Annotated in this window: 11 protein-coding genes and 1 pseudogene; 3 read left to right on the forward strand and 9 right to left on the reverse strand. The window is 54.4% G+C overall.

Translation table 11 applies throughout. The annotated features are described in order from the left end of the window. The 7 genes and pseudogenes from BHV83_RS01650 to BHV83_RS01680 form a co-directional block, all read right to left on the reverse strand. Positions 1–4,958: helicase-like domain-containing protein (locus tag BHV83_RS01650; RefSeq protein ID WP_286755819.1), on the reverse strand; the 4,958-nt coding region annotated here is incomplete at its 3' end. Further along, positions 4,948–5,400, reverse strand: coding sequence for a DUF1896 domain-containing protein (locus BHV83_RS01655; RefSeq protein WP_181951174.1), 453 nt, complete (start codon positions 5,398–5,400; stop codon positions 4,948–4,950). The genes BHV83_RS01650 and BHV83_RS01655, both read right to left, overlap by 11 nt. A gap of 168 nt (positions 5,401–5,568) precedes the next feature. After that, the gene (locus BHV83_RS01660) at positions 5,569–7,659 is read right to left on the reverse strand and encodes a type IA DNA topoisomerase (protein WP_117720301.1); all 2,091 of its coding nucleotides are present in this window, start codon (positions 7,657–7,659) and stop codon (positions 5,569–5,571) included. Positions 7,660–7,722: 63 nt separating this feature from the next. After that, positions 7,723–9,326: pseudogene (locus tag BHV83_RS01665) on the reverse strand (DUF3945 domain-containing protein). 23 nt (positions 9,327–9,349) lie between these two features. Then, complete coding sequence (locus BHV83_RS01670; RefSeq protein ID WP_106624792.1) at positions 9,350–9,625, reverse strand: DUF3408 domain-containing protein; 276 nt, start codon at positions 9,623–9,625, stop codon at positions 9,350–9,352. Between the two features lie 23 nt (positions 9,626–9,648). Beyond that, positions 9,649–10,002: a helix-turn-helix domain-containing protein gene (locus tag BHV83_RS01675; RefSeq protein WP_117512732.1), complete on the reverse strand. Its 354-nt coding sequence runs from the start codon at positions 10,000–10,002 to the stop codon at positions 9,649–9,651. Positions 10,003–10,005: 3 nt separating this feature from the next. Then, entirely contained in the window at positions 10,006–10,377 is a 372-nt protein-coding gene (locus BHV83_RS01680; RefSeq protein WP_106624794.1) for a helix-turn-helix domain-containing protein, read from the reverse strand. 200 nt (positions 10,378–10,577) lie between these two features. On the opposite strand from BHV83_RS01680, the gene BHV83_RS01685 reads away from it, so the two are divergent. Both BHV83_RS01685 and BHV83_RS01690 read left to right on the forward strand, forming a co-directional pair. After that, on the forward strand, positions 10,578–10,877 hold the full coding sequence (locus tag BHV83_RS01685) for a helix-turn-helix domain-containing protein (protein ID WP_182424850.1): 300 nt from the start codon (positions 10,578–10,580) through the stop codon (positions 10,875–10,877). A gap of 27 nt (positions 10,878–10,904) precedes the next feature. Next, positions 10,905–11,210: a helix-turn-helix domain-containing protein gene (locus tag BHV83_RS01690; protein WP_117720304.1), complete on the forward strand. Its 306-nt coding sequence runs from the start codon at positions 10,905–10,907 to the stop codon at positions 11,208–11,210. 105 nt (positions 11,211–11,315) lie between these two features. Here BHV83_RS01690 and BHV83_RS01695 read toward each other — a convergent pair whose 3' ends face one another. Continuing rightward, positions 11,316–11,675, reverse strand: coding sequence for a RhuM protein (locus BHV83_RS01695; protein ID WP_117720305.1), 360 nt, complete (start codon positions 11,673–11,675; stop codon positions 11,316–11,318). A 12-nt stretch (positions 11,676–11,687) separates the two neighbouring features. Then, complete coding sequence (locus BHV83_RS01700) at positions 11,688–12,923, reverse strand: site-specific integrase (RefSeq protein ID WP_117720306.1); 1,236 nt, start codon at positions 12,921–12,923, stop codon at positions 11,688–11,690. A 406-nt stretch (positions 12,924–13,329) separates the two neighbouring features. Between BHV83_RS01700 and BHV83_RS01705 the strand changes: the two genes are divergently transcribed. After that, positions 13,330–14,775: a TolC family protein gene (locus BHV83_RS01705; protein ID WP_050760752.1), complete on the forward strand. Its 1,446-nt coding sequence runs from the start codon at positions 13,330–13,332 to the stop codon at positions 14,773–14,775. Positions 14,776–14,784: the final 9 nt, after the last annotated feature.

Consider the following 14,784-nt stretch of genomic DNA (forward strand, 5'->3'; position numbering starts at 1 on the left):
GCCTTGTCGAGCAGGTCGGTGTTGCCGGAGAGCAACGCCATGTACTCCGAGAAGTTCATGCCCGACTTCTCGTCCATAGCCCCCTCGTCGATGGTACGCGCTCCCAACGCCCCGCTTTTGAGCTGCGAGATGAACGTCTGCTTGCAGTGCAGGAGGTTGAACTTGTAGCTGTCGAGCGACTTCTCCACGGCATAGATGATGACATCCACGTTGTTCCCGGCAAAATGCTTGGCAATCTCGTTGCCCGCCCTGACTCCCCGTCCGTCCCTCTGTTCGAGGTCGGACGGGCGCCACGGTGTATCGAGGTGATGGATGGCGACACACCTTTTCTGCGCGTTCACGCCCGTTCCGAGCATACTCGTGGAGCCGAACAGCACACGCACCGTCCCGGCGTTCATGGCGTCTATCACCGCCTTGCGCGCCTTGTCGGTCTTGCACTCCTGAATGAAGCGGACTTCGTTTGCCGGTATGCCGTAGTCCTCCGTCAGCTTGCGTTTTATCTCAGAATAGACATTCCATCCCTCGCCCGGCCGGTACGTCCCCAGGTCCGAGAACACGAACTGCGTGCCCTTGTGCGCGTCGTATTTGTGGTAATACTCCGCAAGCATCTTGGCGCAATGCGAAGCCTTGTTGTCGGGATGGTCTTCGTAATGCGGGTCTATCATGCGCATATCGAGTGCCATTTTCCGTGCGTAATCGGTGGCGATGAGCATCTTCGCCTTTTCCTCCGTTTCCGACAGCGGTTCTCTGCCGAGCAGCGTGGCGTCGCCCGTCTTGGCGAACTGCATCAACTGCTTGATAAAGTACTCTTGGTCGGGCGTGGGCGGGATATGGTGCAGTATCTCGTTCTTGTGCGGACGGTCCACGCCCACGTCCTCCGCCGTGCGGTAGTCGGTAATCTCGTTGTAGAAGGCGGCAAGCTCCGGCACCTTGATGAAGTATCGGAAACGCTCCTTCTGCACGATGTTGTTGGTCACGTTGAACTCGAAGTCGGTCGTCTTCTTGGCGAAGATGGCCGCCCATGCGTCGAAGCACCGGATGTCCTGCCTCTCCAGTTCCTTCGGGCGCAGGTACTTGAAGAGCAGGTACAGCTCCGTCAGCGAGTTACTGATGGTCGTGCCGGATAGGAAGGTGGCCCCCAAGTCCCTGCCCATGCGCTCCTGTATGGTGCGTATGGCAAAGAGCATGTTCAGGGCCTTCTGGCTTCCCTCGCTGTTGCCCAAGCCCGCCACGCGGTCATGGCGGGTGTTGAAAGTCAGGTTCTTATAGTTATGCGACTCGTCCACGAGCAGGTGGTCGATGCCCATCTGCTTGAAGTCCACCACGTCGTCCGTGCGCGATTGGATGGCGTGTTCCACCTTTTCCAGTTTCGCTATAAGGTTGTGCTTGCGCTTCTCCAATCCTTTCAGCATGGCCCTCGACACGCTCCTGCCCTGCTGCCGCAGGACTTCGAGGTTTTCCTCCACCGTGTCAAGTTCCGCCTGCAATATCCGCTGCTGCAACTCCGGCGACTGCGGAATCTTGCCGAACTGGTCGTGCGACATGATGACACAATCATAGTCGTTGTTCCTGATGTTGTTGAAGAAACGCACGCGGTTGGCGGTCGAGAAGTCCTTCTCCGAGGCATAGAGGATGCGGGCGTTGGGATATGCCGCCTGATAGGTGGCGGCAATCTCTGCGACATTGGCTTTCAGCCCGATAATCATCGGCTTGTGGACGAGGTTCAGACGCTTCATCTCGTAGGCGGCAATGCACATGATGAGCGTCTTGCCGGTCCCAACTTGATGGTCGCAGATGCCGCCGCCGTTCTGTTTAAGCATCCATACGCAGTCCTTCTGCGAGGGATAGATGCTCTTCACGCCCCGGCTTGCCAGCCCCTTGAGGTTGAGGTCGGGGAAGGTCTGGTGCGAGCCGTCATACTTCGGACGCACGTAGCAGTTGAACTTGCGGTTGTACATCGTCGTCAGCCGCTCCTTGAACTGCGGCGACTGCTCTTCCAGCCACTCGGAAAAGCCGTTACGTATCTCATCAATCTTGGCGTTGGCGAGCTGTATGCCCTCGCTGTCGCGCACCTTGATGTCATTGCCGTTATCGTCCTTTCCTATGGACTTCATCATGTCGGGGCAGGTGTTGTGCAGGGCGTGTTTCAACAGGTGCATGCCGTCATAGTTCCGGTAATAGCCCTTTACCAAGAACTCGTCCGTGATTTTCATGGTGCGGCAGCCGCACGCCACCGAAAACTCGTCCAGACTGGCGGAATAGGCTATCTTGACCTCCGTGTCGAAAAGGCGGCTCATGTAGGCGGCGTACACGCCCGTGGGGATCCAGCGTTCCCCGAAGTTGAAGTCGAGATCCTCGAACGGGATTTTCTCCGGTTCGGCTTCTTTCAATGCCTCCAACGACTGCCTGACTTCCGGCAGCCGTTCGTTTTCGGGATTGTCGTTTATCCATGCCTCGATATTTTCCGCCTTCTCTATCACGTTCCCGGCGATGAACCTGTCCTTTATCTCGTAACCTGTCACGAGCGGGTTGTAGAAGATGCGCCCCTTGAGGGCACCAAGCAGTTCATCCTCCGTATTGTCGGTTATCTCCCGCATATAGTCGAGATTGACCGTGCCGTACTTGTTGAGCGATGCGGATAACGCCTCTTCGGGAGAGCTTACGTTGGCATGGCTCTCCACCGAGAAGGACACGGGACGCTCGAAGATGTCCGCCTTTACGAACTTTCCGTTCTCTGCCCGTTCCAGCGAGAGGATGTCTCGCCCTCCGGCATCCATCATCACCAGTTTCACGTTCTGCCTGGCGTTGAGGTAGCCGTAGCGCATGACGAACTCGTCGTAGCAGGTGTTCAGGTGCTCGCGCCACGGGACATTTTCCTCGCGCCTATTCGATTCATAGCGGTACAGACGCTCGTATGCGTCACGGAGCGACACATACAGCAGCGCCTTCTCTTTCTGATACCCGGTCAGTCCGAGCGGCTGGAATGTCGCGCCGTAGGGAGTGATGTCCTTCAGATAACCGATGTCACGCGCCCTGCTTGCCACCAGCGAGCCTTCACGCAGGTGCATCTCCGGTGTGCGGTGGTAGGGACGCGGCGTAAGGTCGGGGGCTTCCTCCTTCGGCTTTTCCGCTTCCATTCCGGGGAAAAGGGAGGTCGCGGCCGTTTCCGTTGCGAGAGCGGCAGGAGTGGCGGCGGCTTCCGGCTGCGTTTCGGGTTGCCGTGTTTCCTGCTCCGGTGCGGCTTTCACGTCCGGGACATTCTGCCGTTTCTCCTGATGCTGCGCCGCCAGTTCCCGAAGCTCCTTGCGCCGTTCCGGTGTCAAGTCCATCATCATTTCGTAAAAGCCGTTGATGGGAGGGTTGGTTTCCCAATCCAGAGTGGCATAAATATCATCCGGATCGCCTTTGGCTTCAACATTTTCCGGCTTTGATTCATGTTTTTCCCCGTTCTCCGTCAAAGGGGTGGCAGACGGCTGTGGCGGTGCGGTCGTAATCTTCGGCGCAACCTGCGGTTTGGAAGGTACACGCCTTGCCGTGCTTCCTTTCTTCGCCGCCTTTTTCTTCTTGGGGGGTTGCTCCTTGCGGACTTCCTCCGTCATTCCCCAAAGGTCGAGCAGGGAGAGCTGCACGCCCTCCGAATAATCGGGGCGGCGCGGTTCTATCTCCGGCTTCTCGTCTATGGGCTGCGGTGCTGCCGCTTCGGGCTTCGCTGCCATTTCATGGCGTGGCTGTATTTCGGGAGTAACCACCGAACTGGAAATAATTTCAGTTTCCGTGCTTTTCCCTTGTTCCGAATGAAGACTATGCCTTTCATACAGCTCCCTGTCCAGTTGGTGCAGCTCTATCTTTAGATGTTCACGCAAGTCCTCCGCCAGCTGCGCAATGCCGCCCCGGTGCATGACCTTATAGGCTGGTTTCCCGTAAGGGTCTGTGTCGCGTATCAGATCCGAGTGGGGAATCATGCCGATGCTGCCGACATACCCGTTCTCGAAACTGCCGATCGGTGTCTTTTCCGTCTGTACGAACAGCTTTTCGTAATCGTACAGCTCCCGTTTCTTGCCGCTGTTCTTTTGCAGGATAACCAGGTCGCTGCCCACCTCCGTGCCCGCGTTGTCCGTGAAGAGGTTGTTCGGCAGGCGTGCGACACCCACTAAATTGGCATGGCCCATCATATACTCGCGTATGGGCGCGTTGGACGGTGCGTCCAGTACCCCCTGTGAGGTGATGAACGCCACTATGCCGCCCTCACGCACCGCGTCAAGGCTTTTCAGAAAGAAATAGTTGTGTATCGTCTTCGATGCCGAACGCCTTGCCGGGTCTTGGCTTCCCGTAAACTCCGGGTCGAACACCGCCACGTCACCGAACGGGATGTTCGAGATGGCAAGGTCGAAATAGTCCGTGAAGGGCTTCTCTATCTTCTCGAATCCTTGCACCCTTACCTTTTGGTCGGGATGCAGGTGTTTCAATATCTTGCCCGTCATCAGGTCTTTCTCGAAAGCCATGATGTCCGCGTCCGGCTTGTTGTCCAGCACGGCATCCACGAATGCGCCCACGCCCGCCGACGGCTCCAGCACCCGGTCGGGGCGTATGCCGTGTTCATGCAGCACGTCTGCGATAGTGCCGGTTATCTCCGGCGGGGTGTAGAAGGCGGTCAGCACGGACTGCTTCATGGCATCCACGTACCGCTTGTACTCCGTTTCGTCCTTGCTGTTCTCGCGCACCAGTTTGTGCAGCTCCACCGTAGGGGCAAACAGTTCGAGGTCGGATTTCGCCCAATGGACGGCATCCGTCAGTTCCTTGGCGGGGTTCAGTATGCACTTCAGCCCTCCGAAACCGCAGTAACGCTCCAGCAGCAGCCTTTCGCGTGCGGTGGGGGTGCGCTGTTCCCTGTCAAGGATGAACGCCGTCCGTATCGCCTCGATGTTGTCCCGCAGTTTCTGTTTGCGGTTAAACGCCATACTTTTCGATGTAAAGCACGACGGTTCCCGTCAGCTCCGTGCGCAGCAGGTCATATTCGGGCGACAGGGCGAAGTCGTCGTCCGAAAGGTCGTAAATGGAGAACACCGCATCCACGAGCGGAAGCAGTTTTTGGATGAAGGCTTCCCGTTTTTCCTCCGGCACTTCGTCGGCAAACTCTGTTTCCACGACTTCGCGGAGGATGGCGTACTTGGAATAGTGCAGCCCGCCCAGCAGGACATTCATCGCCAGCTCCTGCGCACCCTCGGCGGGATAGCCGTCAAGCCGCGCCTGTTCATACGTTTCGGCGGCACGGTCGGCACGCTCACGGATGAAGGCGGTATCAGTCGCTTGTTCAAACCTGTTCGTGTGGAGGTAGTCCAGCAGGTACAGACCGTAATAGGAAAAGTCGGTCTGACCCTCGTTTTTCTTCTTGTTGTTCATTACTTTACTTTGGAATTTAGTGGATTGATAATAATTGGGATAATCGTCCAGAAAGGAGAAAGAAAAGGCACCCGGTATCCCTCCGAGTGCCACCACTAAATCCAAAGCATGAGTGTAATCCGGTATCGAAGAACAATTCATTACTCTGAACCAGTGGCAAAGTTACTATTATTTCTTCCGTCCTGAAAATTTCTTGCTCGTTTTCCTTTCGGGGAACACAAAAGTCGTGTTAAACTCCCCGTCAAAGGCGACTATGGCATCGAAGCTCTTGCTCTGCTTGCTCTTGAAGCCTTTGAGCAGCTTCGTGTGCCCGTCGGTGAGCAGGTCTTTGATCTCGTCATCGGAAAGGGTGCGGTTCGCCTTCAGCCGGAACACGGGCAGCCCGCACTCCGCGTTGTCGCAGCGTACCACCTTGCCGTAGAACTGCATCCTGCCCGTTCCGCACTTGGGACACGCACAGCCGGAATCCTTGTGTGAGAAGAGTTTGTCGCACGAGAGCAGTTCGGAGGTGATTTCACGTGTGTACGCCTCTATCTCCTTGCTGAAAGTTTCGGCGGACAGCTCCCCGCGCTCGATGCGTGCCAGCTCCTTTTCCCATTCGCCTGTCATGGCAACATCGGCAATGCGCATCGTCTTCACGACTGAATAAAGTGCGAGTCCTTTCTCGGTAGGCACAAGTGATTTCTTGCAGCGTTCCATGTAGCCGCGCTTGAAGAGCGTTTCGATAATCGCCGCACGGGTGGCAGGCGTGCCGATGCCGCAGTCTTTCATGGCTTGGCGCATGGCTTCGTCCTCGATGTCCTTGCCGGCCGTTTCCATAGCGGACAATAATGTCGCTTCGGTGTGCAGCGGCTTGGGCTTGGTCTTGCCCTCCGTGATGGAGCAGCCTTTCAGTGCCAGCATGTTGCCTTCCTGCCAGTCGGGGATGGAGATTTCCTCCTTGTCCTCCTCGCCATAGACGGCACGCCATCCGGCTTGCCTGATTACGCTACCTTTCACCGTGAACTCCACTCCGGCACACTCCGCCGTGACGGTGGCGGTGTCCTTGACACATTTATCTGAAAACGCCTCTATCATACGTCCGGCAATCATCTGATAGACGGTGCTGTCCTCTTTGGAGAGGAACAGCGGTTTCTCGCCCGTGACGAGCAGGGCGTGGTGGTCGGTCACTTTGCCTCCGTCCACACTACGGCGTGTCGGCTGCGCCTTTGCCTGCACCTTGCCCTTCCATTCGGGCAAAGCCCCGATGAAGGCGAGCAGTTTGGGGATTTCGGCGAACACATCTTCTGGGATGTAGCGGCTTCCGGTTCTCGGATAGGTGATGAGCTTCTTCTCGTAGAGCTTCTGCGCGATTTCAAGCGTCTGTTCCGCCGTGAAGCCGTACTTGGTGTTGGCTTCCTTCTGCAAGGTAGTGAGGTCGTACAGCAGCGGAGTGTCCTCCGTATTCTCCTTGCGCTCTGCTTTGGTGACGGTGGCTGTGCCTGCTTCCTTTACCTTATTATATAGTGCAGTCGCAGGTTCTTTCTCTTTCCATTTTTCGGAGGAGGAGAATTTCACTGTCCCGTTATTATTGCCGTCCACGGCGATATGGAGCTGCCAGAAGGCTTCGGGCGTGAAACGGCGGTTCTCCCGGTAGCGTTCGCACACCATTCCCAACGTAGGGGTCTGCACTCGCCCGACAGAGTATGTGCCGTGTCCAGCGGCGATGGAGAGTGCCTGCGTGCCGTTGATCCCCACGAGCCAGTCTGATTCGCTCCGCGCTTTGGCGGCAAGATAGAGGTTGTCGTACTTGCCTCCATTTTCGAGGTTTCGCAACCCCTCGCGGATAGCCTTGTCGGTGAGCGAGCTTATCCATAGGCGCACGAAAGGGGTGGTGCATCCGGTGTAATGGTAGAGATAGCGGAAGATAAGCTCACCCTCTCGCCCTGCATCGGTCGCCACGATGATCTGCTCGCTTTTGTTAAATAGGGTGGCGATGATTTTTATCTGTGACACCACGCCGCTGTCGGGCTTGTAGCCTTTCTCCGTCTTTACCTGTCGTGGAATGAGCGTAAAAGAATCAGGGATAATCGGGAGGTTGTCACGGACGAATCCGCGCACGCCGTAGCCGTCGGGCATGGCGAGCTGCACGAGGTGTCCGAACGCCCATGTCACGGCGTAGCCGCCACCCTCGAAATATCCTTCCTCTCTCTTTGTCGCGCCCACGATGCGGGCAATCTCACGTGCCACGGATGGCTTTTCTGCAATGATTGTCTTCATGTTTTCTTGCTGTCTGATTGTTTACTTTTACTTGTTACTTTGGATTTAGTGGCGGACACCGGATTATATCCTCATGCCCTTGCTTTTTCTTTGGGGCTGCTCCTGCTGCCGCTGCTGGGTTTCGTCCTTCGGGGCGGTCTGTCCCTTCTGCAACGGCTCCTTCAGGTTCTTGGTGACCTCGTTGGTCTTGCCCTCGTTGTTCACCGCCACCTGCGTGCGGCTCTCGTTGGACGGGGCGACTTTCTGCGCGTTGTCGGGGTTGGTGTCGTAGCGGTACGGGCGTCCCTTCTCCGGGTTGAACCTGATGTACATCGTGGCGTGGAAGCCCTGCTTGTCGGTCACGTTCTCCAGTCACGGCTTTGCCAGCCACGTAGTCGGCTTTCTGCTGCTCGGTGAAGTCCACGCCGCTCCATTTGCTGATGGGGCGGATGCTGCCGTCGGCGTTCGTCCACGTGTTGCGGTTGCTCCTTCTGCGTGTTGGCGGTGGTTTCCGTACCCTGCGACTGCGCTTGCGTGGGATTGTCCTTCGTTTCCTGCGCTTGTGCGGTACGTGGCGACCTGCCCGTACCCGGCACGAACTCCACGCCGCGCTGCTCCACGTTCACTTGCAGGGTGGTGAGGAACTTCCTGCCGTCCTTGCGCTCGATGAGCTTGTCACGCACGGGCAGCCCGGCACGCAGCATGTCCTGCTCCTGCCTGGTGATCTCCGTGTTGCCGATACGCTCCGGTATGCGCACCTTGCTTGCCGGGACATCCGTGATCTCGTTCGTCTTGCGGTCGATGCTGACGAACGAGGGGGTGATTTCGCCCGTTTCCCTGTCCACAAGATCCACGACCCTGCCGAGGTTGCCCGTTTCACGGAGATTCTTGCGGTCTTCGTCGGAGAACTTGTGTTCCTTGTACTCGTCTAATTTCTGCTCCTTGCGGATGAAGTGCGGCACGAGGCTGACATCGCCCTCACCGTCCTTCCTAAAGGAGAGGCGGGCGTCCAGCTCGAAAGACTCACCGCCGAAATTGGGCGTTACCTTCACCAAGTCGGACTTGCCGTAGTTGAGCATCTTTGTCAGATCGCCCGACTTTTCAAGGTCGTCGCGCTTCACGCCCCATTTCTCCTCCAGCTCCTGCCAGTTGATTCTGCTCTCGTCGATGGGTTGGTAGCCCCGGTTGCCCTGCGTCTGCTGCGGGCTTTCCTGATTCTGTTCGTTTTTCTGTTCCATTTCTTCTTGATTTTTAGGTTCGTCATCTTGTTTCTGTCCCGGTTGTTCCTCCGGTTTCTGCTCTTGGTCAGCGGTCTGTGCCGCCTGTTCTTCCTGCACCTGCTTCTCGTAGCCGGAGGTGTCCACCGTGTGGGGCGCGAGCAGCTCCCTGTTAGCGTCCGGGTTCTTCAGCAGTTCCTTCATCACCTCCAGCAGTTTGTCGGCCTGCTCTGCCGCCACCCGGTAGAATCCGAAGCGGCTCGGCTCCTTGCACTGCCGGAAGAAATTCTTGAAGAAGTTGTCCAGCACGTCGCCGTGCCGGTCGAATTGCAGGAAACTCCGCGCGTTCTCCGCCTTGGCGGGGGTGCGCTTGGGGGAGCCGTCGGCATTCAGCCCGGCCACCACGCTGATTTCGCCCGTCTTTTCGTCACGGACTATCAGCACGTCCTTTTCGTCTGTTTTCTTTGCCATTTACTTTTGTTTTAATTGGTTTATTACAATTTGCGCCATGCTTCAAAGTTTCTCTCAAGTGCGTCCAGATGAAGCCGTAGCAGGTTCTCGACGAAACCGGACGCACTCATCCCACGCTCTCCGTGATAGCGTACCAACCTGTCGAGTCTGTTGCGCAATTCTTCGCTGATGAACACGGGCTTGCGGTTCGTGATTCTGGGAACTTGCAGGTATCTTTCCTTGTACTCATCAAGTGTGATCCGGCGTTTTCTTTGTCTCTGTGCGGTCTGGTTGCCGCCTGTTTTCTTCTTTTGTTCCATCTGATAAAAATTTTAATTGGTCGTTATTTATTGAACAGGTTGCGGATGCGTGCCTTGTAGAATTCGATGTCGTTCTGTCGGAAGTCCTTCACATGTTTGGAAAGGAAGTCCAGCACGTCCGTTTCACTGTAATAGGTCTTCTTGCCCAAGGTCTTGTAGGCGAGTGCGCCCTCGCTTCGGTAGCGTTGCAGGGTACGCTTGCTGATCTGGAGCAGCAAGCACAAGTCCTGATTGTCGAAAAGCCGGATGCCTTCGGACAGGGACGGTGGTTGCTGCCCCTGCGTCTTTATCGCCAGCAGCAGCTCGTCCTGACGGTCAAGGCGGTCGAGGATTTTCTGCATCCAGCCCTCGAAGTTGTTGCGGGTAAGCAGTTCCATATATCATTTCCTCCTTCCTTTGCCGGTTTTCCTGCCGCCCGTCCGCAGGGAATAATTATGGAACAGGGCGTCTATCGTTTTTTCCTTGTTCCTGACGGTATTCGTTTCCAGCAATCTTTGCACTTCGGAGAGGCGGTAGCGGCAAGTGCCGCGTACTATCACATATTCTATGCGGTGGTCATCCCTCATCCGTTGCAGGGTACGGGTACTCACGTTCAGCAGTTCGGCGGCTTGGGCTGTATTGAGCAGGCAGTCTTTCGTCGCCGCATCCTGACGTTGTTTCTCCTCTTTCAATTCGCGGATATATCCGGCTATCTCCGTTATCTGTTCCATCATAGCCTGATATGCGGAACTCTCGATTGTTATCACTTTCATATACAGTTGTTTTTATTGTTTCTGTGGCAAAGTTCGGCAATAAACAAGGACGGCTTTAACAGCTCACTACGTGACTCACGCAAGATTTTTATGGAAATGGCTCCGTAACCCGGACAATCGGCGCAACAAGCTGCCATTCAGACAAAAACGATGGGCGTTTCAGCCCGTGCCGTTACCTTTGCGGCAAATTCAAAATCGTTTTGTATATGGAAATAGTATCTATCGAGAAAAAGACCTTCGGGGAAATGATGGCACAAACGGATGCCTTCGTGGAAAAGGTAGCCGCCTTACAGCGCAAAGGCGATGGAAAGCGGCTTGGGAAATGGCTCACGGGCGAAGAGGTCTGCGGGCAGTTGAGAATCAGCCTGCGCACGTTGCAGAAACTGCGGGACAGGGGCTTTATCGGTTATTCGCAAATCGGCTTCCGTTTTTACTACAAGCCGGAAGATGTAAAAAGGCTTATACCGCTTATCGGTACAATTTGCCCCACTGACAAATGACCGGGTACCGACTTAAACCGATGTAATATGAATGAAGAAAACAATGTCATCACGATGGATTGTGAATCGGTAGCCGTATTGCTGCAAAAGATGCGGAAAGAATCCGAATGGCTTTCCGGTTTTTTGGAAAGTTACCGTCCGCCGTTGGACGGGGAGCGATACCTGACGGACAAGGAAGTGGCGGAACTGTTGCGCGTCCGCCGTCGGACCTTGCAGGAATACCGCAACAACAGGATATTACCTTTTATCCTGCTGGCGGGAAAGGTGCTTTATCCGGAATCGGGACTGCGAGAAGTGCTGGAAGCAAATTATAGAAAACCGCTGGAAGGATGAGATAAGGCGGCTGTATGCACAAAGAGGAAACGGACAACCCCTGTCGTGGAGTTGCCCGTTCCTTTTTGTGTTGCCGACACCGTCAATGTCCATGTCCCTGTGTGTTCAGCAATACCCGTTTGCCTTGTGGATAAGCATCACGTATGCCTGCCGCTTTTCTTTGGCAAGAGCCTTCTCCACCAGCCACCTGCGGAACACGTGCGTGCAGTAGGTGTTCAGTCGGAAGGCGATGGGGATGATGATTTCAAGCGCGTACACATCGGCGTGCAGACCGTTTTCAAGCCGCATGTAGCGGCACACCTCGTAGTCGTTCAGCACGTCCGACTTGCGGACGGCTTTGATGGCGGCGTTCACTGCCGGGACACTTGCGTGGAACAGTCCGGCGATTTCGGTGGCGGTCATCCATACCTCGTTACCGGTTACGCTGACCTTCTTCTCCTCTATGGTAATGATTCCTCGTTTCATAGCTTTTCTGTTTTAAATGTTACATCCGGTAAATTCCTCAATGGTGTTCAACTTGGCGGCAAGGTTCTCCATGTCCCGGTTGAGTTTCTCCTTGGTTATCTTCGCATAAATCTGGGTTGTTTTTATGCTCTTGTGCCCTAACATGGAACTCACCGTTTCAATGGGTACGCCATTGGAGAGGAACACCGTCGTGGCTGCCGTGTGGCGGCTCTGATGCCATGTGATGTGCTTGGTGATGCCGCAACGCTTGGCGACGGCTCGAATTCCGTGCAGGCAGGTCATGTAATGGGGGACGGGGAATATCCTGCCGTCTTCACACAATCCCCGGTACTTGTCGATAATCCGCTTGGCGATGTCAAGCAGGCGGATGTTGGAAACGACACCCGTCTTCTGGCGGTTGATGTTGATCCACTCGTGGTCGTCGAAGTAGGTTCGGATATTCTCCTCCGTGAGATTGCGCATGTCGGCGAAGGACAAGCCCGTGAAGGCGCAGAACAGGTAGAGGTCACGGTAAAGCTCCTGCTTGGCGTTTTTCAGTTTGCCTTCCATCAGCTGGCGGATTTCGTCTTTCGTCAGAAAACTGCGTGTCGTTTCCTCCTTCTTGATTTCGTACTCCCGGAACGGGTCGCGTGTGAGCCACTCGTTGTTGATGGCGATGAACACCATCGTCCGGAGCGGGCATACGTAAAGCCACACGGTGTTGGTGCAGCAGTGCTTGTCCGTGCGGAGGAACATCTCGAAGTCGGAGATGAACGCCGGGGTAAGCTCCTTCAAGGCGATGTCCTTCACATGGTAGCGGATGTTGAGGAACTCTTGCAGGTGCTTGTACACGGTCCTGTACTTGGCAAGCGTGCCTTTGGCTTTCATGCCTGCCTCCACCTGCTTCTCGTAGTCCTCGTTGTGCCGGCTGAACACCTGCATCAGCGTGTGGCAACGGTGTTCCAGTCCGAGAAAGGCGTTCTTGACCTTTTCCGCCGTGACGTAGTTGTCACGCTCCATGATTTCCTGATAGTGCTTGTTGATGCGCACCCGCATCTTGTCGAGCAGGCGGTTCGCTTCGAGTGCCGCCGTGCTTCTGCCCGTGACACGCCCGCCTTTGGTGTCCCACAACTTCGGATCGACGGTCAGCTTGCAACTGAACTGTGTCTGGCTTCCGTCCACCGTGATACGACCCATGACGGGCACTGTCCCGTCCTTCTTCACTACCTGCCTTTTGAGGTAAAAGATAACTGAAAATGTACTCTTCATCGTTCTGAACTTTTTTGGTTTCAAAATTACTTGGTGAAGAGCCTTTGGCTGGTACGCAAACAAATGCAAAATACTGCAATTTATTTCCGGTTCGGTTTTTCTTGCGTGAGTTGTTAGTAACTCACTATACCATAGTGATTTGCTATGTTTTTCCACATCCCCGTGACACATTACAGGGCATGGTAACAAATGGGTAACGTAGCGAAGTACCAACATGGCTGGAATATGACTTTTACCGTCGTCGAACTTCTGATGATAATCCCTAAAAGCACCTATCTATCAATATCTTTGCCTTACTTTTCCATATATCATTTTTTCTCGCTAACTTTGTAGCAAGAATGTTGAAAATTGAAAATTGGAAGTTATGGACAGGAAATTCATTTATAGATATGTCATCACGTTGTTGATGCTTGCATGCGTATTCGGAGGAAAAGCGCAGCTCACACTGACGCTGGAACGAACTATCACACTGGCGGCCGACAGTTCGCTGGACGCTTTCCGATACAAAAATATGTATCTGGCCGGCTACTGGGAATACCGGACTTACAAGGCCGGCCGTCTGCCAAGCCTTACCCTAAATCTGACGCCGGCACAATACCGCCGTTATTTTACCCAACGATATGACTCGGAGGCTGATATCGACGTATATAGAAAACAACAATCGTTTTATGCGGGCGGGCAATTGGAGATCGAACAGAATTTCGACCTCTTAGGCGGTACATTCTATTTGGATACAGACTTGGATTATATGCGCTATTTCGGCGACCAAACTTATAACCAGTTCTCATCGGTTCCGATCCGCCTCGGCTACCAGCAAGACTTATTGGGGTATAACGCTTTTAAATGGGAACGGAAAATCGAACCGTTGAAATACGAGAAGGTCAAGAAAGAACTATTATATAATGTAGAGCAAATGAGCGAGCAAGCAACGACCTATTTCTTCGCTCTGGCAATGGCACAGGTGGAATATGATCTGGCCAAGGAAAATGTCGCCACGACCGACACACTGTACCGGACAGGGCAGGAACGGCATAAGATAGCTTCTATCAGCCAAGCGGATTTGCTGACACTGAAATTGGATGCCGTAAACGCACGCAACACATTGAAAAATGCGGAAATCGCCCTAAAACGTGCCATGTTCAGCCTCGCCTCTTACTTGAACTTCGACAAGAATACAGAAATACGCCTGCGCCTCCCAAGCCGCCCGCGCAATATGGAAATCTCGGTCGACAAAGCACTCGAATTGGCACGTGCAAACAACCCGACCTTTCTGGAGTTGCGCCAGCAAATATTAGAAGCCCAGCAGCAGGTAGACAAAACCAAGAAAGAAGCGATGTTCAACGCCCAGATCAATGCCAGCGTCGGATTCAACCAAGTGTCCAAGAACATACAGGACGCCTACAAAAATCTGCAACAGCAGGAAATCGTCTCTTTGTCTGTTTCGATCCCGTTGGTAGACTGGGGCGTACGAAAAGGGAAGCATAATATTGCCAAGAACAACCTGCTTGTCACCGAAACATCCGCCAAACAAAAAGAATTGACAGTAGAAGAAGACGTGATTATGACAGTCGGCGACTTCAATATCCAGCAAGCCCTGATTGGGAGTGCCGAAGAAGCGGTAGACCTGGCAGAAACAGCCTACAGCGAAACCAAGCAACGCTTCATGATCGGAAAAGCGGATATCAACAGTCTTACTCTGTCGCTGAACCGCCAACAGGAAGCGCAGCGGAACTATATTTCGGCTTTACAGAACTACTGGCTGAGCTATTATAAGATCCGAAAACTGACGTTGCACGATTTCGAAACGGGAGTTTCCCTTTCGAACGAGTTCGAATATAAATACGGATTGTAACAAAAAATG

The organism is Parabacteroides sp. merdae-related_45_40, from assembly GCF_001915675.1.